A 20,391-nucleotide genomic window follows, 5' to 3' on the forward strand; every position below is an offset into this window, starting at 1 on the left:
GGAAAACAAATGCCTAAGTCTATCGAAACCTCATCACCCTTTCTCTTGCCCAGCCCGAGTGCAGGCGTTCAGCTGCTGCGCGATCTCTGGGTCTTGGCCAAGGCCCGGGTGGTCTCTCTGCTCGTGTTCACGGCTGCGGTTGGTGAGTTGCTGGCACCCAGCGGTATTCAGCACTGGCCCGCGGCAGTCGCCGGACTGCTGGGTATCGCCCTGGCGGGAGGTGCTGGCGGAGTGCTCAACCAGATCGTCGAGCCGGAACTCGACCAGCACATGCGGCGTACCCACCGTCGTCCCCTCGCAGAGGGCCGCATTGGTCGCAAGGGCGCTGTAGTGTATGCCGCGATCCTGCTCAGCGTCAGCATTGCGGTACTCTTGCTGTGGACCAACCCGTTGACCTTGGCGCTGACCCTGCTCGGTACGGTGGGCTACGGAGTGGTGTATACCTTGTACCTCAAGCCCAGCACGCCGTGGAACATCGTCTGGGGCGGGCTGGCCGGAGCGCTTCCTCCGTTGATTGGCTGGACCGCAGTCATGGGCTCGGTAAACCTTTTGCCGCTGATGCTGGTGGCGCTGATCTTCGTCTGGACGCCGGCGCATTTCTGGCCGCTGGCTATTTACTGTCGGCGAGACTACGCCAAAGCCTGCATCCCGATGTTACCGGTCACCCACGGGGTTGATCGCACCCGTAAGGAAATCCTGGTCTACGCGCTGGCGACCTGGCTGGTGAGTCTGGTGCCGGCTTTCCTTACCCATGACTGGGTTTACGGCGGAATTGCCTGGATCGCAGGTGCCTGGTTTGTTGGCATGGCCTTGCGCCTACGCAGACTGCCAGAAGGCGCCGAGATGGACCTTTACGCGCGCAAGATGTTTGCATTTTCCATCAGCTATCTGTTCCTCCTGTTCACCGCGCTCCTCGTGGGCAAGGCGTTGTTGAGTTATGGCTTCTTCTGAACGAAAGGGGCGGCGCCAGCGGCACGCGGGTCCGCCTATGACCGGGCAAGAAAAAAAGGCGGTTTTTGGACTCAGTTTCATCTACATGACCCGCATGCTTGGGCTTTTCATGTTGATGCCCGTGCTTGCCCTCGACAGCCATTCGATGCGCGACAGTACGCCCTTTCTGCTTGGGCTTGCCGTCGGCATCTATGGACTGGCCCAGGCCCTGCTGCAATTTCCTTTTGGTAGCGCCTCGGACCGTCTGGGACGTAAGCCGGTTCTGGTGCTTGGATTGCTGCTCTTCATTGCGGGGTCGGTACTCGGGGCGCTTACGGATAATATTTGGGGGGTGGTCTTGGCCCGTGTATTGCAGGGGGCAGGAGCGGTCTCCTCCGTACTGTTGGCTACCGCCGGCGATCTCACGGACGATGCGCATCGGACCAAGGCGATGGCCGCCATTGGTGGCAGTATCTCCATCGCCTATGTTCTGGGTATGGCGTTGGGACCCATTATTTACGGATTTTCTGGCCTTGCCGGAGTATTTTGGGGAGCGGCGGCCCTCGGTGTATTGGCTTTTCTACCTCTGTTCTTCGTAATTCCTGGTATACCCGAGGGGCAGCAGCGGCGCATGGGTTCCTTTCGCGATGCCCTGCGCATTTTCTCTCACCCTGCGGTTCAGGCCGCCAGTGTCGGCATCTTTATTTTGCAGATGGTCTTGGGCGCCAGTTTCGTTGTTCTGTCACCGGAGTTGTTGCGGGCCACGCAATTGACGCAGGGGGCAATCTGGGAGGTCTATCTTCCCGTTATGTTCGGCGGCATCGTCCTCATGCTATATCCGGTGATTTATGCAGAGAAAAACCGGGAGCATCGGCGCGTACTCGCTCTTAGCGGGATCATTATCGCCCTCGGCGCACTGTTCATGGGTATATTCGCAGGGCATTTCTGGGCGGTAGGCAGTGCTGCAATCATCTTCTTTGCCGGCTATAACATCGCTTCCGCAATTTTGCCTTCGATGATGAGTCGCTCTACGACACCGGAACAGCGTGGTGCTGCCAGTGGTGTGTATTCACTCATGCAGTTTCTGGGCATTTTTACCGGCGGTGTGGTCGGTGGATGGGGGTTGGGCTGGATTGGCGTTCAGGGTGTTTTTTATATCCTTACTGCCGTGGGTCTGGCTTTGGCCCTGCAGAGTGCTTTTGCTGGGGGGGCGATGAACAAATTGCTGGCTGCTGAAGAGCGCTCTTGATGGCGCTCTAGCTCGGGACGCTATACTTACAGGCCGCCATTTCCCACGAGCAAAGTAAATGCGCCAAAGAGAATGCAGTAAATCCCAAAGGGTCGTAGCGCCTTGATCTCATGTTGGTGAAAATAGCGCATCAAGAACCATACCGAAAGCCAGGCAAAAATCGCGGAAATGACTCCGGACAGGACAATTACACCATATAGTCCGTGACTCAGATGCTGATGGACGAGTTTGGGCACTTCGAGCAAGCCGGCTGCACCGATGATGGGGGTGGCCAAAAGAAAGGAAAAACGCGCCGAATTGGCATAGTCCAGGCCTACGCCAATCCCGGCGACCAGGGTTGCGCCCGAGCGGGAAAACCCGGGGATCAGGGCCAGCGATTGGGCAAAGCCGATGATCAGGGCGCGCCGCCAACTGAGTTTCTCCAGGGTATGGCTGGGCTCCCGGGCGCGCAGACGATCCCCCCAGATCAGCAGGGCGCCGTTCACCATCAAAGCGACTGCGGCAAAAGCAAAGCCGCCAAAGAGGTCTTTGATCCGATGGGCAAGGGCAAGGCCGAGCAGGCCGGCGGGTATGCTCGCCAGGATCAAGAGCCACAGAAGCCGGGTTTCGGCACTGCGTGGACGCCCCCGATCGCGCAGAAAGGCACCGATCAGTTCGACCCAATCGCGCCAGAAAAAACTCAACAGTGCCGCCAGCGTGCCCAAGTGCAAGACAACGATGAAGGGCAGAAACCACGAGGCATCGCGATTGATGGGCCAGCGGAACAGAGCTGGCACGAGGATGCTGTGGCCGAGGCTGGAGATCGGGAAGAGCTCGGTCACGCCCTGCAAGGCAGCCAGTAGAAACAGATAGAAATGATGGAGCATGGATTCGTTTCCCGTGGACGCCCCGGAGAGCGTGATCGCACTGCGGATCAGATATAGCGGACCGCGAGGATGCTGTATTCCCGGGTACCGCCGGGAGCGTTGACCTCGATGCTATCTCCTTCGTGTTTGCCGATCAGGGCGCGGGCGACAGGGGAGCTAATGGAAATTTTGTTTTCCTTGATATCGGCTTCGGCATCGCCGACGATTTGATATGTGATGGTTTGCCCATCCTGATCCTCGAGCTCAACCGTTGCGCCAAAGACAATGCGGTCGCCAGCATTGAGTGATTTTGGATCAATGATTTGCGCGCGGGCGATGAAGTCCTCGATCTCGCGAATGCGCCCTTCGATGAAGCCCTGCTGTTCTTTGGCGGCATCGTACTCGGCGTTTTCTGAGAGATCTCCCTTGGCGCGCGCCTCGGCAATGGCTTCAATCACCGCTGGGCGATCCTTGCTCTTGAGTCTTTGTAGTTCTTCGCGCAAGCGCTCTGCGCCGACGACGGTCATCGGAATCTTGTCACTCATAGTTGCTTACCTCCGGGAAGGGGACTGGCTGGCCAGATCCTGCAAACAAACGACGCTGCGCTCCTGGCTGAGCAGGACAGCAAGGGCGGCAGTACCGGCTGTGGCGCCAGCCAGGGTGGTGTAGTAGGTGAGGCCCATCTGTAGGGCGGCGCGACGAATACTGAAAGAATCGCGCACCGATTGGCGCTCATCGACGGTGTTGATGATGATCTGCACCTTACCATTCTTGATCGCATCGACGATGTGGGGACGCCCCTCGGTTACCTTGTTGACCGCGGCGACACGGAGACCCGCACGGTCGAGATGCTGGGCCGTGCCCCGGGTAGCGAGCAGAGAAAAGCCGAGGCGGTGCAATTCGCGGGCGACCGGGATGATGCCTTCCTTATCGGCGTCGCGCACGCTCAAAAACACCGTGCCTTGCCGCGGAAAGTGCTCGCCGGCGGCAATCTGCGCCTTGAGGAAGGCCTCTCCGAAGCTGCTCCCGATACCCATCACCTCGCCGGTAGACTTCATCTCTGGACCGAGAAGCACGTCTACCCCGGGAAATTTGAGGAAGGGAAAGACCGCTTCCTTGACGCTGAAGTGCTGCCCGAGGGTGATTTCTTCCACCCCCTGCTGCGCCAGAGTCTTGCCCGCCATGCAGCGCGCCGCGATCTTGGCCAGAGGGATGCCCGCAGCCTTGGACACGAAGGGCACCGTGCGCGACGCACGGGGATTCACCTCCAGGACGTAGATATCCGATCCTTGCACGGCAAACTGGCAGTTCATCAATCCGACCACCCCCAGGGCCTTGCCCAGCGCTTCGGTCTGCTGCCGTAATTGGCTTTGTATGCTGCTTGGTAACGAGTAGGGCGGCAGACAGCAGGCTGAGTCACCGCTGTGCACGCCCGCCTGCTCGATATGCTCCATGATACCGGCCACCAGTACGCGTTCCCCATCGGCAACGGCGTCGATGTCGACTTCCAGGGCGTTGTTCAGGAAGCGATCGAGCAGGACCGGCTGATCTTCGGAAACCCGCACCGCCTCCTGCATGTAGCGCTCCAGGTCATCCTCGGCATAGACGATGCGCATGGCGCGGCCACCGAGCACGTAGGAGGGCCGCACGACCAAGGGATACCCAAGGGAGCGCGCATGGGCAAGGGCCTCGGTGCTACTGCGGGCGATGGCATTTTCCGGTTGGCGTAATTGCAGGCGCTGCAACAGCTGTTGGAAGCGTTCGCGGTCTTCCGCCAGATCGATGGAGTCCGGGCTGGTGCCGATGATCGGTACGCCTGCCGCCGAAAGATCGTTGGCGAGCTTGAGTGGGGTCTGCCCGCCAAACTGGACGATGACCCCTTCAGGCTTTTCGATCTGCACGATCTCCAGCACATCTTCCAGGGTGAGTGGCTCGAAATAGAGGCGATCGGAGGTGTCGTAATCGGTGGAGACCGTCTCGGGGTTGCAGTTGACCATGATCGTTTCATAGCCATCTTCGCGCATGGCCATGGCCGCATGCACGCAGCAATAGTCGAATTCGATCCCTTGGCCGATCCGATTGGGTCCGCCGCCCAGGATCATGATCTTTTTGCGCTCGCTGGGCTGCGCCTCGCACTCGTCCTCGTAGGTGGAGTAGAGGTAGGGGGTAGGCGAATGGAACTCGGCAGCACAGGTATCCACCCGCTTATACACGGGACGGATGCCCAGCTTGTGACGATGTTCGCGCAGGGCCGCCTCGCGGCAGCCGAGGAGCTGCGCCAGGCGTCGGTCGGAAAAACCCATCCGCTTCAGATGCCGCAGCTCCGCTTTATCCAGACTTGCCACGGCACGCCCGCGCAGGTCATTTTCCATGTTCACCAACTCGGCGATCTGCTCGAGGAACCACGGATCGATCTGCGTCAATTCGTGAATGCGTAAAAGCGTCCAGCCGAGGCGGAAGGCATCTGCCGCCTGCCAGAGGCGTTCGGGGCCCGGGTTGCGCAGAGCCTGCTCGATCTGTGCGGTACTCCAGCTCTTGGTATCCAGTTCATTCAGCCCGTCCATCCCGGTTTCCAGGCCGCGCAAGGCCTTTTGTAGCGACTCCTGGAAACTGCGCCCCATGGCCATGACTTCCCCGACCGACTTCATCTGGGTGGTCAAGTGCGGGTCGGCCTCGGGAAATTTCTCGAAGGCAAAGCGCGGGATCTTGGTCACTACATAGTCGATACTGGGCTCGAAACTGGCCGGGGTAGCCTGGGTGATGTCGTTGCGCAGTTCATCCAGGGTATAGCCAAGGGCCAGTTTGGCGGCGACCTTGGCAATCGGGAAGCCCGTTGCCTTCGATGCCAGGGCGGAAGAGCGCGAAACCCGGGGGTTCATTTCGATGACCAGCATCCGGCCATTGCGCGGATTGACGGCAAACTGCACGTTGGAGCCGCCGGTATCGACACCAATGCGCCGCAGCACGGCAATCGAGGCGTCGCGCATGGTCTGGTATTCGCGGTCGCTGAGGGTCTGGGCTGGAGCCACGGTGATCGAATCGCCGGTATGTACGCCCATCGGGTCGATGTTTTCGATAGAGCAAATGATGATGCAATTGTCGGCGCGGTCGCGCACCACCTCCATCTCGAACTCTTTCCAACCAATCACCGATTCTTCGACGAGAATTTCATGGGTGGGGCTGGACTCCAGGCCACGCGCGGCGATTTCCTCAAATTCCTCGCGGTTGTAGGCCACGCCACCGCCAGTGCCGCCAAGGGTGAAGGAAGGACGAATGATGACCGGGTAGCCAATATTGTCGGCGATCTCCCGAGCCTCATCGAGCTGGTGGGCAAAGGCGGAGCGCGCAACCTCCAGACCGATTTCCACCATGGCCTTCTTGAAAAGGCCACGATCCTCGGCCTCGCGAATGGCGGAGATGCTGGCACCAATCAATTGCACGCCATAGCGGTCGAGGATCCCTTCGCGGTGCAAATCGAGGGCACAATTGAGCGCCGTCTGCCCACCCATGGTCGGCAATAGAGCGTCGGGGCGTTCGCGCTCGATGATGCGTGCCACCGTCTCCCACTCCACCGGCTCGATGTAGACGGCATCTGCCGTCTGCGGGTCGGTCATGATGGTGGCTGGGTTGGAATTGACCAGGATCACCCGGCAGCCTTCTTCGCGCAGGGCCTTGCAGGCCTGTACGCCGGAATAATCGAATTCGCAGGCCTGACCGATGACAATGGGGCCAGCGCCGATGATCAGTACACTTCGCAGATCCTCACGCCGGGGCATGGCTTTTCCTTGTGGCAAAACTGGCGACAAACTCATCAAAAATGATGCTGGCATCATGCGGACCGGGGCCGGCTTCCGGATGCCCCTGAAAAGAGAAGGTGGGCAGATGACGATGACGTAGCCCCTGCAGGCTGCCATCAAAAAGGGAGACGTGGGTGATCTCGACGCTGTTGGGTAAGGACTCGGCCGCCACCGCAAAGCCATGGTTCTGGCTGGTGATGAGGACGCGGCCACTACGCAGATCGCGGACCGGATGGTTGGCGCCATGGTGCCCGAACTTCATCTTCTGCGTCTTGCCGCCCAGGGCGAGTCCGAGCAACTGATGGCCGAGACACAGACCGAAGGTAGGGACGCCCGCCTCGACGACTGCCCGCATCGTGTTCTGCGCTTGGGTCAGCGCCGCAGGATCGCCCGGACCATTGCTGAACAAGACGCCATCGGCGCCGAGGCCGAGGATTTCTGCGCTGCTGCTCTGTGGTGGTAGAAGGGTCACGCGGCAGCCACGGTCGGCGAGGAGACGCAGAATATTCCGCTTGGCACCAAAATCTACCACCACTACATGGTGGGTCGTCGGCGCCGACTCCTGGCTGATATAGTCGTTTGCAGGGCTGGGGCTACGGCGGGTCCACTCCTGCCGCTCGCCGGCTGTCACCTCGCCGATCAGATCGGCCCCTTCGAGGCCGGGGAAGGCGCGCGCCGCCGCCAGGACTTGCTCGATATCTAGGTCGTTACCCACGGCAATGGCCCCGTTCTGGGCGCCGTGTTCGCGCAAATGACGGGTCAGCGCGCGGGTATCGAACTCCGCCATGCCCGGAACTCCGTGGCGCCGCAGATAAGCGTCGAGTTCTTCTTGCGCCCGCCAGTTGCTCGCTGCCCGCGGCAGGGTGCGCAGCAGGAGGCCGGCGCAAAAGATCTCGCGACCTTCGGCATCCTCCGAATTGATGCCGACATTGCCAATGTGAGGATAGGTCAGGGTGATGAGCTGCCCGCGGTAAGAAGGATCGGTAAGGATCTCCTGATACCCGGTCATCGCCGTATTGAAGCAGACCTCGCCCGCACGCAAGCCAGTAGCGCCGAATCCCGCGCCGTGAAAGATACGCCCATCGGCCAATGCCAGGACTGCGTCCAAATCCCACCCCAGGTTGCCAGAATTGAAGATGCAAAAATGGGAGGGCAGATGCCTCCCATGTACTCTAGGCATTCTAAATAACCCTGCCCAACTGGGTCAAACCCTGGGAAAATTCCCAACGCGATTGAGTTAAGCGTAGAAAATTGCTTTACTCCCGTGATGAGCCTCGGTAATATGCCGCCCTCATGATTGCGGCGCACGTTTCTACTTTGCTGATTTCCCGAGTTTCCGAGGCGGGGGATCAGTTGATTGGAGAGCCCGATTTTGCCCGTTGGGCCCGCTTGCTGCAAGCGGTGCAGCGGCTGGATTTGGCGTCCGTGGATTTGCGTTTGCAACGGCGCGGTCGGGTACTGTTGATCGACGGTGAGCTGCGCTTGCAGGGGCTGCTACGCTGTGAGCGCTGTCTGGGCGATATGCCTTGCGACATCCGCCAGCAGGTCCGAGTGGGTGTGGCGGACACGGAAGCGGCCCTGGTAGCCATTGACGCCGAGCGCGAGCTGGTGATGGCTGCGGATGGAAAGTTGGCGGTACAGGATTGGCTGGAGGAGGAGGCGTTATTGGCGCTCCCACTCCTGCCGCGCTGTATGGAATGGTCATCCGGCATTTGTCCGGTGTCTGGAATCGAGGTGCCAAGCCTCGGTGCGAATCAGTAGTTTGTTGATGGAGAAGCGAGATCATGGCAGTTCCCCAGAGTAAAACCTCCAAATCCAAGCGCGACATGCGCCGCGCCCACGATTTCTTGACGGCAAGCAACCGGTCGACCTGCGATCACTGCGGAGCGAGCAAGCTGCCCCACCACGTCTGCCCGGAGTGTGGTTACTACAAAGGGCGCGAGATGGTGCGCAAATCCGTAGAAGCCTGAACGAATTCTCCGGTCTGAACTCCATTGCCGCAGATTGCCGTTGATGCCATGAGTGGCGACTCGGGACCGCGCACGGTTCTGCTCGCCCTAGCTGGCCTGGTGAAGAGCTATCCGGATGTGCAGTTTCATCTGGTCGGAGATGAGGCGACTCTCCGCCGGGAACTGCGGCGCAGCCGTCTTCTTAGGGATACGGAGCAGGTACAGATTCGGCATGCCAGTCAGGTCGTCGAGATGGACGATGCGCCCTCTCAGGCATTGCGCGGCAAGCGTGATTCGTCCATGCACGTGGCGATCGGTTTGTTGCGCGAGGGGCAGGTCGATGCGGTTGTCAGCGCGGGTAACACCGGTGCGCTTATGGCGCTGGGCAAGGTCTTCCTGCGTACCATCCCGGGGATCGACCGTCCGGCGATTGCCGCCTTCCTGCCCACCCGCAAGGGTCGGGTGCTGGCTCTCGATCTGGGGGCGAATGTGGACTGCCACCCGGAGCATCTGTTGCAATTTGCCGTGATGGGATCCATTCTTTTTGCACAGGTGACGGGAACGCAAAGGCCCCGGGTTGGGCTGCTCAACATCGGCTCGGAAGAAATCAAGGGTAACGAACTGGTGAAGGCTGCCAGTGCTCTGCTGCGGCAGAGTCATCTGAACTTCATTGGTAATGTGGAAGGCTCTCAGATATACCAAGACGGTTGTGATGTTCTGGTTTGCGATGGTTTCGTCGGCAATGTTTTTCTCAAGACCTCTGAAGGCCTGGCTGCCATGGTACGGCAAGAACTCCGCGCCAGTTACACGCAGGGATTGTATGGGCGCATGGCCTATCTCATCAATCGACCCATCCTGCAAAAATTGCGACGCCGGCTCGATTCGCGGCAGTACAACGGTGCAACTTTGCTTGGCCTGAATGGCATCATCATCAAGAGTCATGGCAACGCCGACCGTCTGGCCTTTGCCCGGGCCGTGGAAGTGGCCATCGCCGAGGCCCATCACCGCCTCACCTTGGAGATCGCCAAAGTGGTACAAGACGATTTGGCGCAAGTGATTCGCAACAGCGCCTGATGCCTAATTACAGCCAGTTGATTGCCACCGGTTCTTATCTGCCGGAAAGGGTGCTCGACAACCACGAGCTCAGTACCCGGGTGGATACGAGTGACGAATGGATCGTCGCCCGCACCGGAATTCATTCGCGACATCTGGCAGCGGAAGGACAAGGTAGTGTCGACATGGCGACCCGTGCTGCCGAGCGCGCCCTTGCTGCTGCCGGGTTGCAAGCGGCTGCCATAGACCTGATCATCGTGGCCACTACGACGCCGGATCAGATTTTCCCGAGTACCGCCTGTCTGGTGCAGGCCCGCCTGGGCAACCAAGGGGCGGCCGCTTTCGATGTACAGGCGGTCTGTACCGGATTCATCTATGCACTGGCTACCGCCGACCAGTTTCTGCGCAGTGGTGCCGCGACAACGGCGCTGGTCATTGGCGTGGAAACGATGTCGCGCATCGTCGATTGGCAGGATCGCAGTACCTGCATCCTCTTTGGCGATGGCGCGGGTGCCGTGATTATCAGGGCAGCGCAACAGCCCGGCATCCTCTCCACCCACCTGCATGCCGATGGGCGCTATGCCGAGCTGTTACAGGTACCGCAAGCGGAGAGCCACTTGACGATGCAGGGCAATGCAGTATTTCGTATGGCTGTGCGCACGCTCGGCGACATTGTGCAGGAGACCCTCTCTGCCAATGGCTTGCAGAGCAGCGATATCGACTGGCTGGTACCGCATCAAGCCAATATCCGCATCATCCAGGCCACCGCAGAAAAGCTCGCCTTGCCCATGGAGCGGGTGGTGGTAACGGTGGGCGAGCACGGCAACGTGTCGGCCGCCTCGGTACCTTTGGCGCTGGATCATGCCGTGCAACGCAATTGTTTCCGCCCGGGTCAGCTTTTGCTGCTGGAGGCCTTTGGCGGTGGTTTTACTTGGGGCTCGGCGCTGCTACGCTGGACCTGAGCGTACAGCCAGCACATTCGCATCAAGGAGACTATAGTGCAGGGTTCGATTGCCTTTGTTTTTCCGGGTCAAGGATCGCAGTCCATAGGCATGCTCGCCGCCATCAGTGCCAACCGCCCAGTGCTGCGAGAGATTTTTGCCGAGGCTTCTGACCTCTTGCATCGCGATCTCTGGCAGTTGGCGCAGGAAGGTCCGATCGAGGAGCTGAATCAGACCCGTTGGACCCAACCGCTGATGCTCACCGCAGGCTACGCCATGTTCCGCGCCTGGGAGGAGGAGGGCGGATCCAGTCCCGACTTCGTCGCCGGCCACTCTTTGGGCGAGTACACCGCCTTGGTGGTCGCCGGCAGCCTGGACTTTGCCGACGCGCTCCGGCTGGTTGCACGCCGCGGCGAACTCATGCAAAACGCCGTGCCCGAGGGCGAAGGGGCGATGGCTGCGGTTCTTGGTATCAGCGAAGAGGATCTGCGCGCCCTGTGTCAGCGCGAGGCGCAAGGCCAGGTCCTAGAGCTTGCGAATCTCAATGCACCGGGGCAAATCGTTGTGGCCGGACAGCGCGCTGCCGTCGAGCGGCTCAGTGAGCGGGCCAAGGATGCCGGGGCGAAGAAGGTCGTGATCTTGCCTGTCAGTGTTCCCAGTCACTGTTCGCTGATGACCGAGGCGGCGGAAAAATTTGCGCTTGATCTTGCCAAAGTAGAGTTCCGCAGTCCCAATGCGCTGCTGGTGCATAATGTGGACGCACAAAGTCATCGCGAGCCGGCGGCCATTCGCGAAGCACTGCGTCGGCAGATCTTTTCCCCGGTGCGTTGGACCGAGAGCATTCGCTTCCTGGCCCGGCAGGGGGCCACCACCTTTGTCGAGATGGGCCCGGGGAAGATCCTGTCTGGGTTGGGCAAGCGCATCGAACCGAGTCTGCGCATGCTGTCTCTCGATGACGAGAAGAGTTTCGCCACCGCGTTGGAGGATCTCTGATGAGCCATGCGCTGGACGGGCAGGTGGTACTGATTACCGGCGGCAGCCGGGGCATTGGCGCCGCGCTGGTCGAGGAATTCCGCAGCCTCGGTGCCCAGGTTGCCGCCACCGCGACCAGTGCCGCAGGGGCAGAGGCCCTCTGCGAAAAACTGGGGGAGCAGGGGCGGGGTTATGTTCTCGATGTGACCGATGACGCCGCTATGGATGCCACGTTGGCGCAGATCCGGACCGAGCTAGGGGCCCCCAGCGTCCTCGTGAATAATGCTGGGATTACCCGCGATCAGTTGCTATTGCGTATGAAGGACGAGGACTGGGACCGGGTGCTGCAAACCAATCTGCGCGCAGTCTACCGCCTCAGCCGGCTCTGTGTGCGCGACATGATCAAGGCGCAATATGGGCGCATCATCAGCATTACTTCGGTGGTGGGGATGATGGGGAATGCCGGGCAGAGCAATTACGCCGCCGCCAAGGCGGGGGTCATGGGCTTCAGCCGCGCCCTGGCGCGCGAGGTCGCGGCGCGCGGAGTCACTGTCAATTGTGTCGCCCCAGGTTTCATCGCCACCGATATGACCGCCGTCCTGAACGAGGCGCAGCGTGAGCATCTGTTACAACAGATTCCCGCTGGCCGCCTGGGTAGCGGGCAGGATGTGGCAGCCGCCGTCGCCTTCCTAGCTTCTGCGCAAGCTGCCTATATCACCGGCGAAACCCTGCAGGTGAATGGCGGGTTGTGGATGGGATGATGCCTTTTTCCTTTACAGGACCGCGCCAGCTGTGGTCCAATTCCGCCGAAAATAATTTTTACCAACTGAGGAGTTTCTCCCATGGATGATATCGCAGCACGTGTAAAGAAAGTGGTCGTCGAGCAACTGGGTGTGAATGAAGATGAGGTCACCAACGAAGCGTCCTTCGCTGACGATCTGGGTGCCGATTCCCTCGACAACGTCGAGTTGGTGATGGCCCTGGAAGAAGAATTCGACTGCGAAATTCCCGACGAAGAGGCCGAAAAGATTTCTACGGTGCAGCAGGCCATCGACTACGTCAGCGCGCATCTGCCCAAGCAGGATGCCTGAGATCATTTCTCCGTTCGGTTTGGAGTGTCTGCGTTGAAAAGACGTGTCGTGGTTACCGGTCTAGGGATCGTTTCTCCGGTCGGGATTGGTTTGGCCGCCTCTTGGGACAGCATCGTCCACGGCCGCAGTGGCATTGCCCGGGTCACGCGCATCGATCCGGAGGCCTATGCCTCGCAGATCGCTGGTGAAGTGAAAGGCTTCGATGTCGGCCAGTATTTGCCCGTCAAAGAAGCCCGCAAAATGGAGTTGTTTATCCATTACGGCCTCGCCGCCAGCATGGAGGCAATGGAAGACTCGGGACTCAAGATTACCCCGGAAATTGCCGAACGCGTCGGCGTTTCCATCGGCAGTGGTATCGGTGGCCTGCCAGGCATCGAGTCCGAGCACTCCGTGGTGACCGAGAGTGGGCCGCGGCGCATTTCCCCATTCTTCATCCCGCGCTGTATCGTTAACATGGTGTCTGGTCATGTATCGATACTGTACGGTGCGAAGGGCCCGAACATTGCCATGGCGACTGCCTGCTCGACTGCAACGCACTCCATCGGTGACGCGGCACGGCTCATTGAATACGGTGATGCCGATGTGATGATCGCTGGTGGTGCGGAGGCTGCCATCAGCCCTCTGGGATTGGGAGGGTTTTCTGCTGCCCGTGCGTTGTCGACCCGAAATGATGTTCCGGAGAAGGCGAGTCGTCCTTGGGACGAGGGGCGCGACGGCTTTGTTTTGGCTGAGGGTGCCGGCATCCTGATTCTGGAAGAACTCGAGTTCGCGCAACGCCGTGGCGCGAAGATCTATGCCGAGTTGGTGGGCTACGGGATGAGTGCTGATGCCTATCACATGACGCAACCCGCCAGTGGGGGCGAGGGAGCTGTGCGCTGCATGCAGGTAGCCCTACGCAATGCAGGCCTGCCAGCGGATGCCGTGGACTACATCAATGCTCATGGTACTTCGACGCCGCTGGGTGATCTGGCCGAAACCGAAGCGGTCAAAGCGGTATTTGGCGAGCACTCCAAGAGGCTCGCGATGAGTTCTACCAAGTCCATGACCGGGCATCTTCTCGGCGCTGCCGGTGGAATTGAAGCGGTTTTTACTACGCTGGCGATCCACAATGGCATCCTGCCGCCCACCATCAATCTGGAACAGCCGAGCGAGGGTTGTGATCTGGATTATGTCGCCAACGTCGCCCGGCAGCAGTCTGTCGAGGTTGCGTTGAGTAATTCCTTCGGTTTTGGCGGTACCAACAGCACTCTCGTATTCCGCAAGTTCCACGACTGAGGACCTGTGACGGTCCTCGCCTGCAGTGTCGATGGCGTCTTCCAGGACCCTGCCTACTCGCTCCCGTTCGCACGTGCCGTACAGTATGGCGATGGACTCTTCGAGACCATTGCCGTCATTTCCTCGCAACCTTTATTTTGGCAGCAGCACCTGCATCGGCTGAGCCAGGGTGCCGCGGTTTTGGGAATTGCCGTCCCGGATGTTGCCACACTGCTGGCCCATTGGCAGGACCTGCTGGAGGGGTCCCCTCTTATTGTGACGTCTCGGCGTTTGGTGCTGAAGATCCTGTTGCTTCGCCGAGATGGCCAAGGCTATGCCACGCCTAAGAAAAGTGCGGGACAGCTCATCTTCCTGGTGCAGGATTGGCCCACTCGACCCGAAACCCATTGGCAGGAGGGCATCCGTGCGGGTTTGTCCACGGTCCCTCTGCAATGCGGTGCGCCCTATCTGGCGCTCAAGTCTCTGAATCGTCTCAATCAAATCATGGCACGTCGCGCGTTGCCGCAGGCGTGGCAGGAGGCTGTGCTCTGCGACCAGCAAGGATGCCTGCGCGAGGGTATCCAGAGCAACGTCCTCTGGCGTCGCGGGGACACGCTTTATACCCCGGATCTGCACAATGGCGGAATCCGTGGAATTCAACTGGATGCAATTCTACGTCAGGCGGAAGGCTGGGGACTTGCCGTACAGACCGTACGAGAAACGCCAACTGTGCTGGCAGAGGCAGAAGAAATCCTCTTTTGTAACAGTCTGATTGGGTTCTGGCCGGTGCAACGATGGCAAGATCGCAGCCTCCCCGGCGCTGAGGGTAGCTTGGCGCAGCGTCTGGCTGCTTGGCATCGCGAGCTGGGATTATTCCCGGAGGCAACGTGAGATCCTGGTTGCCACGCCTGGCCCTGCTTGTCCTCTTCACGATTTTTGCGCTGCTCGGCTGGGCGCTATGGAGTCTCTACCACCCCTTTGCGTTGCCAGCAGCGGGAAAGGAAGTGCCTATCCGCTTGGGAGCCAGCGTTGATGCGAGTATTCAGGAGCTGCACAGAAAGGGTTTGTTGCCGAACCCCGTGCTGTTCCGACTCCTCTGGCAGGTGGAGGGGCGTCCGCCTCTACACGCCGGCCTCTATAGGTTTCGCGGACGGGTGAGTATGGCAGAAGTGCTCGAGACCTTGCGGGCTGGGCGCTCGCGGCCGCTGCTGTTTACCATCGTGCCCGGAATGAATCTGCCGCAGGTGCTGCAACAACTGCAGCACGCCCCCTATCTGGACTCCAAGGGGATCCCCACGGCAGCACAATTGCCCAGATTGTTGGGACCGATGGCCGCCGCACGACAGCATGCCGAGGGCTGCCTGCTGCCGCAGAGTTATCGCTACGTGCCCGGTGAACCGGCCCTGACTCTACTACGCCAGGCCGCCCAGGCCATGCAGCAGACCCTGCACAAGTTGTGGGCGCAGCGCGCGCCCAATCTGCCACTGAACGACCCCTATCAGGCGCTGATTCTGGCCTCCATTGTGCAACGTGAAGGTGCCCCGTTGGCGCAGCAACAACGCATTGCGGCCGTCTTTCTCAACCGCTTGCGGATAGGGATGCCGCTGCAATCCGACCCCACGGTAATCTATGCGTTGGGCAAGGCCTATGATGGTCATCTCCAGCCGGCGCAGATGCAGGTGCAAAGTCCGTACAATACCTATCTGCATAGCGGCCTGCCGCCAACTCCGATCGCCATGCCGTCGCAGCAGGCCCTGGCGGCGGTTCTGCACCCGGCATCTGGAGACGACCTTTACTTCATCGCCAAGGGCAACGAATATCACTACTCAGCGGGGTTTGCGGAACATCAGCAGCAGATCCGACGCTACCTTCAGGCGGGTGTCAAAAATGACTAATGACTCGGGATTTTTCATAACTCTCGAAGGGATAGAAGGGGCTGGCAAGAGTACCGTTCTGCCTTTTCTTGCCGAGCAGATCGAGACGCTCGGCTATACCGTGGAGCGCAGTCGCGAACCGGGTGGTGGGCCACTGGGTGAAGCCCTGCGCGCGATCTTTCTCAATCCTGATCTGCAACTGGATGTGGAAGAGGAGCTGCTGCTGCTCTATGCCGGGCGGCGGAATCACCTGCGCAGTCGTATCCTGCCGGCGCTGGCGGCGGGCAAGGTCCTGCTCTGTGATCGTTACGAGGATTCGACTATTGCCTATCAGGGGGGCGGGCGTGGGGTACCCTTTGCGCGTATCGAGGAGCTTTCGCGTTGGGCCGGTATTTCGCGTCAGCCAGATCTGACGTTCTGGCTCGATATCGATCCCCAGGTTGCCGCTGAGCGCATTCGCGATCGTCGGCCCGATCGCATGGAACGAGAGAGCATCGACTTCTTCCGCCGGGCGCAAGCCGCTTTTGCACAGCGGGCTGCGGAGATGTCAAAGCGTTTTTGCCGCATCGACGCCAGTCAGTCCCTGCCACAGGTCCAAGAGCAGCTACGGAAGGCTTTGCTGGCGCGGATACCCCCACGCCAATCGGATCATGGATAACGCAGCGATCTCCTATTTTAGCGCACCGGCCTGGCTGGCTTCCGATCGTGCGCGGGGGCTTCCACAGTCTCTGCTGCTCGAGGCGGCGGCGGATAGCCTCGCGGCTGCGTGGTCGGAACGACTCGTGCGCCTCTGGCTTTGTCACCGGGCTGCTGAGGAGGCCTGCGGTACTTGCCCTTCCTGTCAGTTGCTGGATGCGGGAAATCATCCAGACTACCTGACTCTGCAGGCAAGTAATGGCAAGACTCTGGGCATCGAACAAATACGCGAAGCGTTGGACGTCCTGGCTTACACCCCGCAGTCTGGTCCCTTACGGGTGCTGCGGATCATCGCTGCAGAACAGATGAGCATGGCAGCAGCCAACGCCCTGCTCAAGGGTCTGGAAGAGCCACCGCTACGTGCCCGCATACTGTTGCTGAGCGCTGCACCCGTGCGCCTTTTGCCGACCATTCGTTCGCGCTGCCAGCGCCTCGAGTCACCTCTGCATGAAGTTGACGCCTGTGCCCGTTATCTTCGCGCACAGGGAGTCGATGCTGCTGATGTAAACGCCCTCGCCCAGCGCTATGCCGATCGCCCAGCGCGTGCTCTGGAACTCGTCAACAGCGGCGTCTGGCCAGAGTTGCAGGAGGCACAGACGCAATTGCTCAGCAAAACACCGCGACTTGAGTTGTTATGGCGGCTGGTGGGGCAGTGGAGCAAGGATGAAGAACGCGTCTTGTTGCTGCGAGAGTTGATGTTGGGCTTGTATACGCAAATTTTTCGACTACAACAAGGTCTGGAAACCTCTTTGCGGGCGCAAGCGCTTTCGACGCGGGCGGCGAGTTGGTCGCCAACGCAGTTATGGAAAGAGTACCAGGCTTGGTTGCGTCTCGCTGTTGATCTGCGCCAGAATCTACAAATACCCATGCGTCTTGAGCGTCTGCTCTGGTGCTGGTTTTGGGGAGAAAGAGAAGAATGAGTACATTGGATTCCAGTGCCCGTGCGCTTTCGGTGGTACTGCGCGATGCCGAGTCGGTGCAGCGCTATTTTTTGCCGCAGGTACGGGGTGGAGGGATACTGATCGAAACCCCGAACCTGCTGCCCATGGGGACCGACGTGCTATTGATGATCACCTTGCCTGACAATGGCCAGCGTACTCCGCTGCAAGGTAAGGTGATCTGGGTCATGCCCAAGGAAAACCGTGAAGGTCACCCGCCAGCCATCGGCATTCGTTTCACCAACGACCGTTCTGGAATCCTGACCCGTATCCAAAGCATCATAGCCAGCCTGCCCAAAGGACAGAAGCGCGAGATCCTGGCCTTCTAGTCTCGATTGCTTGCGTCGCACAACTAGGCTACACTCCCGCCTCTACGGAGAGGTGACCGAGCGGCCGAAGGTGCAGCACTGGAAATGCTGTGTACTCCAAAAGGGTACCGTGGGTTCGAATCCCACCCTCTCCGCCAAACATGAAGCATAACTTCCTGAGTTTGATATGGCTTAAGTTCCGTGCAAGGGTGAAGTCTTACCCGGTGACATCGCTTGAGAGTTTTTCTGACGACTCTGGATCAGGTGTCGCGGCTCACCCCCGTCAGGGTGACAGACACAAAAAAGCTCCGGCAGTGTGGGTGCTGGGGCAGTGGCCTAGAAGGAGTGCCTCTGTTTCGGCCAGAAATAGCCTCGCTTGGGTGGTACATCCCCTCGCGCGTACAGCTGACAAAATGGCCGCTACCCTTACGCGCATGAGAATTCCGAATTTTTAAGCATCCGCGAGGTCTCAGAAGTTGCGCGGCTTTGGCGGCAACAACGGGACGGACGACACTTTTCTGGTACTCCAGTAATGCAGCATTCTGTTGCACTACTGGTTCCTCCTCAGCCATCCACGTTCCGTTTTCGGTCCTTGGTCGCCCCTTGGGCGCTTGAACCAAAGCTCCGTTTGTAGATAGTCATGTAGGCTGTTGCCGCACTCAACTTTGGTTGACCGTGGGTCTGGAACAAATATCACGCGATCATGTTTCGTCATGGCGTCCAAGAGCTTGACCATATAGTTGTAGAGCTTACTCGGATCGGCCCTGATGTGGTCCAGGACGTTGCATTTTTTGACTACAATAGCGTGGTAAGAAATATCTGGCGTTTATTGGGAATGGCTAGAGCAGCTTTCGCAAACGCGCTGCGGCCAGTCGGGGTCATGGCTGACCATTTCTTTTCTTTGGCGCTACTCCAGCCTCGTGCCTTGTGAAGACCTCGGATGCACCTTTCTGTCACCATATCCTTGTCAGGTGGCGCAACAAGCGCTGCGATGACCAAATATCTACTTGATCCACCACGCTTGAATGGGCGACCAAACTGCCAACCAAGGTCTCCGCTTTCGTCCAAGTAAATGTGAGCTGTCATCGCCTCAAAATATAAAAGGCTCCGACCGACACATCAGAGCCCTCTATGAATAGGTAACAGACCCTGAATCCCACGCGTTTACACCGCGCTTAGGAGCCCTTTGCATCGGGGTCTGGAGTTGCTCAGGATTTACCTGCCGCGGTTGATTAACTTTGGTCAATTGCCCTCCGATTGCAAGCTCTTTGTAAAAGGAGTCTGACGATGTTCTATCCGATACCCCGCAAGCACCCGGGAAGCGCGCCCAGGAGGGAAAGATGAAGATCTACCAACCTACCCTGTCGGACCGTCTCCTCGAGGCGGTAGCGATGTGGCTCTATGGCAGCTGGAAGATCCTGCGCTGGACGGTGACCGGGCTGCTTGTTGTGGCGATCCCGGTGGGTCTCTATCTGGGGATCGTGGCGATTCCGTGGTGGCTCTATGGGTACGTTGCCGGATACTTTTTGCCGGAGAATTGGGCGCCGGCCCTGCGGCATCCGGAGTACTGGCATTTTGTGGGGCTCGTGACACTGTTGGGGGGACTGCGTCTGCTCTGGCTATTGCCAAGTCTGCCGGTACACTTTGCGGTACATTGGTCGAATGGGGATTACATCCGGTTTTCCCTGGGACGCAAAAAGGCTGGGAGAGAAAGCATGAATGCAGGGCAGGAGATCGAGACCGTCTCCGGGAGACGGGAACCCAAAGCGCGCCAGGAGAACTGCTGCACCTCGATGCTGACGCGGAATCGGGAAGAGGGGAGTGGCGGAGTGGGTAAGCCCAGGCTGCCAGAGGCCCTGGAGGGACAACGCCAGCGGGTAGTTGCCTATCGCAAGCGCGCTCGGGAGGAAGGATTTGTGCGCATTGATCTCTGGCTGGAACCGGAGATGGAAGAGAAGTTCCAGCAACTGATGTCGATCCGGCAAATGGGGCGGAAAGAGCTGATCCGCTCGTTGTTGGAAGAGGCCGCAAAGACGGAGGTAAAGAATGATCCGGAAGAATGAAATCTCGCGGCGATGGCTATCGGCAGGCATCTGGCTGGCTTTGGGGATAGCTGTGGCGCAAGGGAATTGGACTTGGCATTGTAGAGACCCCATCAAGGTGATAACGTCATGTTGTAACCTGTAGCTTCAGGAGGGGAAAATGCAAAAGGTCTTTCATACCCGCCAATTCATGGCAGGGAACTCGCCAGCTGTACGCATCCCTGTGAGTATGGCGTTTCCGAAGCAGACAAAATTGGTCGTGATCCGGGAGGGGAACCGGCTCATCGTGGAGCCCGAAGTGAGTTCCCTGGAATCGCTTCCCGCGCTGTTTGCTGCATTGCGCCCACAGCACAGCGCTGAGCGACCGGAGTTTGTCGAGGCAGAAAGATCTTGGTGATGCTGCGCTACTTGCTGGACACCAATATCTGCATCTATCTCATGAAAGAACAGCC

General features: G+C 59.4%; 22 protein-coding genes and 1 tRNA gene. 18 read left to right on the forward strand and 5 right to left on the reverse strand.

What is annotated here, in order from left to right:
* Window positions 1-9 precede the first annotated feature (9 nt).
* Both AC2VNM_RS07835 and AC2VNM_RS07840 read left to right on the forward strand, forming a co-directional pair.
* The gene (locus AC2VNM_RS07835; RefSeq protein ID WP_483166474.1) at window positions 10-951 is read left to right on the forward strand and encodes a heme o synthase; all 942 of its coding nucleotides are present in this window, start codon (window positions 10-12) and stop codon (window positions 949-951) included.
* 37 nt (window positions 952-988) lie between these two features.
* Entirely contained in the window at window positions 989-2,179 is a 1,191-nt protein-coding gene (locus AC2VNM_RS07840) for an MFS transporter (protein WP_483166498.1), read from the forward strand.
* Window positions 2,180-2,205: 26 nt separating this feature from the next.
* Here the strand turns inward: AC2VNM_RS07840 and AC2VNM_RS07845 are convergent, their stop codons facing one another.
* Genes AC2VNM_RS07845 through carA form a run of 4 tightly spaced genes read right to left on the reverse strand, consistent with a single transcriptional unit; the run spans window position 2,206 to window position 7,929 of the window.
* Entirely contained in the window at window positions 2,206-3,045 is an 840-nt protein-coding gene (locus tag AC2VNM_RS07845) for an undecaprenyl-diphosphate phosphatase (protein WP_483166475.1), read from the reverse strand.
* A 47-nt stretch (window positions 3,046-3,092) separates the two neighbouring features.
* The gene (gene greA / locus AC2VNM_RS07850) at window positions 3,093-3,569 is read right to left on the reverse strand and encodes a transcription elongation factor GreA (protein ID WP_215873211.1); all 477 of its coding nucleotides are present in this window, start codon (window positions 3,567-3,569) and stop codon (window positions 3,093-3,095) included.
* A 6-nt stretch (window positions 3,570-3,575) separates the two neighbouring features.
* A complete protein-coding gene (gene carB / locus AC2VNM_RS07855; protein WP_483166476.1) occupies window positions 3,576-6,800 on the reverse strand; it encodes a carbamoyl-phosphate synthase large subunit in 3,225 nt (1,074 codons plus the stop codon).
* Window positions 6,787-7,929, reverse strand: a complete 1,143-nt coding sequence (gene carA / locus AC2VNM_RS07860; RefSeq protein ID WP_483166477.1) for a glutamine-hydrolyzing carbamoyl-phosphate synthase small subunit — start codon at window positions 7,927-7,929, stop codon at window positions 6,787-6,789. Before carA ends, carB begins: the two co-directional genes overlap by 14 nt.
* A gap of 185 nt (window positions 7,930-8,114) precedes the next feature.
* Between carA and AC2VNM_RS07865 the strand changes: the two genes are divergently transcribed.
* The 14 genes from AC2VNM_RS07865 to AC2VNM_RS07930 all read left to right on the forward strand — a co-directional run bounded on the left by AC2VNM_RS07865 (window position 8,115) and on the right by AC2VNM_RS07930 (window position 18,055).
* Window positions 8,115-8,582, forward strand: a complete 468-nt coding sequence (locus AC2VNM_RS07865; RefSeq protein ID WP_483166478.1) for a YceD family protein — start codon at window positions 8,115-8,117, stop codon at window positions 8,580-8,582.
* A 23-nt stretch (window positions 8,583-8,605) separates the two neighbouring features.
* Window positions 8,606-8,791 (forward strand): 50S ribosomal protein L32, encoded by a 186-nt coding sequence (gene rpmF, locus AC2VNM_RS07870; protein WP_483166479.1) that lies wholly within the window; start codon window positions 8,606-8,608, stop codon window positions 8,789-8,791.
* A 24-nt stretch (window positions 8,792-8,815) separates the two neighbouring features.
* On the forward strand, window positions 8,816-9,844 hold the full coding sequence (gene plsX / locus AC2VNM_RS07875; protein ID WP_483166480.1) for a phosphate acyltransferase PlsX: 1,029 nt from the start codon (window positions 8,816-8,818) through the stop codon (window positions 9,842-9,844).
* Entirely contained in the window at window positions 9,844-10,785 is a 942-nt protein-coding gene (locus AC2VNM_RS07880; protein ID WP_483166481.1) for a beta-ketoacyl-ACP synthase III, read from the forward strand. The genes plsX and AC2VNM_RS07880 overlap by 1 nt, the downstream gene beginning before the upstream one ends.
* Before the next feature lie 36 nt (window positions 10,786-10,821).
* Window positions 10,822-11,757 carry an ACP S-malonyltransferase gene (gene fabD, locus AC2VNM_RS07885; protein ID WP_483166482.1) on the forward strand — a complete coding sequence of 312 codons (936 nt, stop codon included), beginning with the start codon at window positions 10,822-10,824 and terminating at the stop codon, window positions 11,755-11,757.
* A complete protein-coding gene (fabG, locus tag AC2VNM_RS07890) occupies window positions 11,757-12,497 on the forward strand; it encodes a 3-oxoacyl-ACP reductase FabG (RefSeq protein WP_483166483.1) in 741 nt (246 codons plus the stop codon). Before fabD ends, fabG begins: the two co-directional genes overlap by 1 nt.
* Before the next feature lie 81 nt (window positions 12,498-12,578).
* Entirely contained in the window at window positions 12,579-12,827 is a 249-nt protein-coding gene (acpP, locus tag AC2VNM_RS07895; protein WP_215873220.1) for an acyl carrier protein, read from the forward strand.
* 24 nt (window positions 12,828-12,851) lie between these two features.
* Window positions 12,852-14,102, forward strand: a complete 1,251-nt coding sequence (fabF, locus tag AC2VNM_RS07900; RefSeq protein ID WP_483166484.1) for a beta-ketoacyl-ACP synthase II — start codon at window positions 12,852-12,854, stop codon at window positions 14,100-14,102.
* Window positions 14,103-14,108: 6 nt separating this feature from the next.
* Entirely contained in the window at window positions 14,109-14,972 is an 864-nt protein-coding gene (gene pabC, locus AC2VNM_RS07905; RefSeq protein WP_483166485.1) for an aminodeoxychorismate lyase, read from the forward strand.
* Window positions 14,969-15,976: an endolytic transglycosylase MltG gene (mltG, locus tag AC2VNM_RS07910; protein ID WP_483166486.1), complete on the forward strand. Its 1,008-nt coding sequence runs from the start codon at window positions 14,969-14,971 to the stop codon at window positions 15,974-15,976. The genes pabC and mltG overlap by 4 nt, the downstream gene beginning before the upstream one ends.
* On the forward strand, window positions 15,969-16,613 hold the full coding sequence (gene tmk, locus AC2VNM_RS07915) for a dTMP kinase (protein ID WP_483166487.1): 645 nt from the start codon (window positions 15,969-15,971) through the stop codon (window positions 16,611-16,613). Before mltG ends, tmk begins: the two co-directional genes overlap by 8 nt.
* Complete coding sequence (locus tag AC2VNM_RS07920) at window positions 16,606-17,571, forward strand: DNA polymerase III subunit delta' (RefSeq protein WP_483166488.1); 966 nt, start codon at window positions 16,606-16,608, stop codon at window positions 17,569-17,571. The genes tmk and AC2VNM_RS07920 overlap by 8 nt, the downstream gene beginning before the upstream one ends.
* The gene (locus tag AC2VNM_RS07925) at window positions 17,568-17,918 is read left to right on the forward strand and encodes a PilZ domain-containing protein (protein WP_483166489.1); all 351 of its coding nucleotides are present in this window, start codon (window positions 17,568-17,570) and stop codon (window positions 17,916-17,918) included. The genes AC2VNM_RS07920 and AC2VNM_RS07925 overlap by 4 nt, the downstream gene beginning before the upstream one ends.
* Window positions 17,919-17,964: 46 nt before the next feature.
* Window positions 17,965-18,055, forward strand: a tRNA-Ser gene (locus AC2VNM_RS07930).
* A gap of 637 nt (window positions 18,056-18,692) precedes the next feature.
* Here AC2VNM_RS07930 and AC2VNM_RS07935 read toward each other — a convergent pair.
* A complete protein-coding gene (locus AC2VNM_RS07935; protein ID WP_483166490.1) occupies window positions 18,693-18,983 on the reverse strand; it encodes a DUF3800 domain-containing protein in 291 nt (96 codons plus the stop codon).
* 254 nt (window positions 18,984-19,237) lie between these two features.
* Between AC2VNM_RS07935 and AC2VNM_RS07940 the strand changes: the two genes are divergently transcribed.
* Together AC2VNM_RS07940 and AC2VNM_RS07945 are read left to right on the forward strand one after the other, a co-directional pair.
* The gene (locus AC2VNM_RS07940; protein WP_486913085.1) at window positions 19,238-19,960 is read left to right on the forward strand and encodes a hypothetical protein; all 723 of its coding nucleotides are present in this window, start codon (window positions 19,238-19,240) and stop codon (window positions 19,958-19,960) included.
* Between the two features lie 139 nt (window positions 19,961-20,099).
* Entirely contained in the window at window positions 20,100-20,336 is a 237-nt protein-coding gene (locus tag AC2VNM_RS07945; protein ID WP_483166493.1) for an antitoxin, read from the forward strand.
* Window positions 20,337-20,391: the final 55 nt, after the last annotated feature.

It is taken from the genome of Acidithiobacillus sp. TH-A67, assembly GCF_057473545.1.

Excerpts from the sequence above, each read along its gene's own strand:
- acpP (WP_215873220.1), top strand. The coding sequence starts at position 12,579 with ATGGATGATATCGCAGCACGTGTAAAGAAAGTGGTCGTCGAGCAACTG.
- AC2VNM_RS07935 (WP_483166490.1), bottom strand. The coding sequence starts at position 18,983 with ATGACAGCTCACATTTACTTGGACGAAAGCGGAGACCTTGGTTGGCAG.
- AC2VNM_RS07925 (WP_483166489.1), top strand. The coding sequence starts at position 17,568 with ATGAGTACATTGGATTCCAGTGCCCGTGCGCTTTCGGTGGTACTGCGC.
- AC2VNM_RS07945 (WP_483166493.1), top strand. The coding sequence starts at position 20,100 with ATGCAAAAGGTCTTTCATACCCGCCAATTCATGGCAGGGAACTCGCCA.
- AC2VNM_RS07845 (WP_483166475.1), bottom strand. The coding sequence starts at position 3,045 with ATGCTCCATCATTTCTATCTGTTTCTACTGGCTGCCTTGCAGGGCGTG.
- fabG (WP_483166483.1), top strand. The coding sequence starts at position 11,757 with ATGAGCCATGCGCTGGACGGGCAGGTGGTACTGATTACCGGCGGCAGC.
- AC2VNM_RS07865 (WP_483166478.1), top strand. The coding sequence starts at position 8,115 with ATGATTGCGGCGCACGTTTCTACTTTGCTGATTTCCCGAGTTTCCGAG.
- greA (WP_215873211.1), bottom strand. The coding sequence starts at position 3,569 with ATGAGTGACAAGATTCCGATGACCGTCGTCGGCGCAGAGCGCTTGCGC.
- AC2VNM_RS07840 (WP_483166498.1), top strand. The coding sequence starts at position 989 with ATGACCGGGCAAGAAAAAAAGGCGGTTTTTGGACTCAGTTTCATCTAC.
- AC2VNM_RS07835 (WP_483166474.1), top strand. The coding sequence starts at position 10 with ATGCCTAAGTCTATCGAAACCTCATCACCCTTTCTCTTGCCCAGCCCG.
- AC2VNM_RS07880 (WP_483166481.1), top strand. The coding sequence starts at position 9,844 with ATGCCTAATTACAGCCAGTTGATTGCCACCGGTTCTTATCTGCCGGAA.
- AC2VNM_RS07940 (WP_486913085.1), top strand. The coding sequence starts at position 19,238 with ATGAAGATCTACCAACCTACCCTGTCGGACCGTCTCCTCGAGGCGGTA.
- carB (WP_483166476.1), bottom strand. The coding sequence starts at position 6,800 with ATGCCCCGGCGTGAGGATCTGCGAAGTGTACTGATCATCGGCGCTGGC.
- tmk (WP_483166487.1), top strand. The coding sequence starts at position 15,969 with ATGACTAATGACTCGGGATTTTTCATAACTCTCGAAGGGATAGAAGGG.
- rpmF (WP_483166479.1), top strand. The coding sequence starts at position 8,606 with ATGGCAGTTCCCCAGAGTAAAACCTCCAAATCCAAGCGCGACATGCGC.
- AC2VNM_RS07920 (WP_483166488.1), top strand. The coding sequence starts at position 16,606 with ATGGATAACGCAGCGATCTCCTATTTTAGCGCACCGGCCTGGCTGGCT.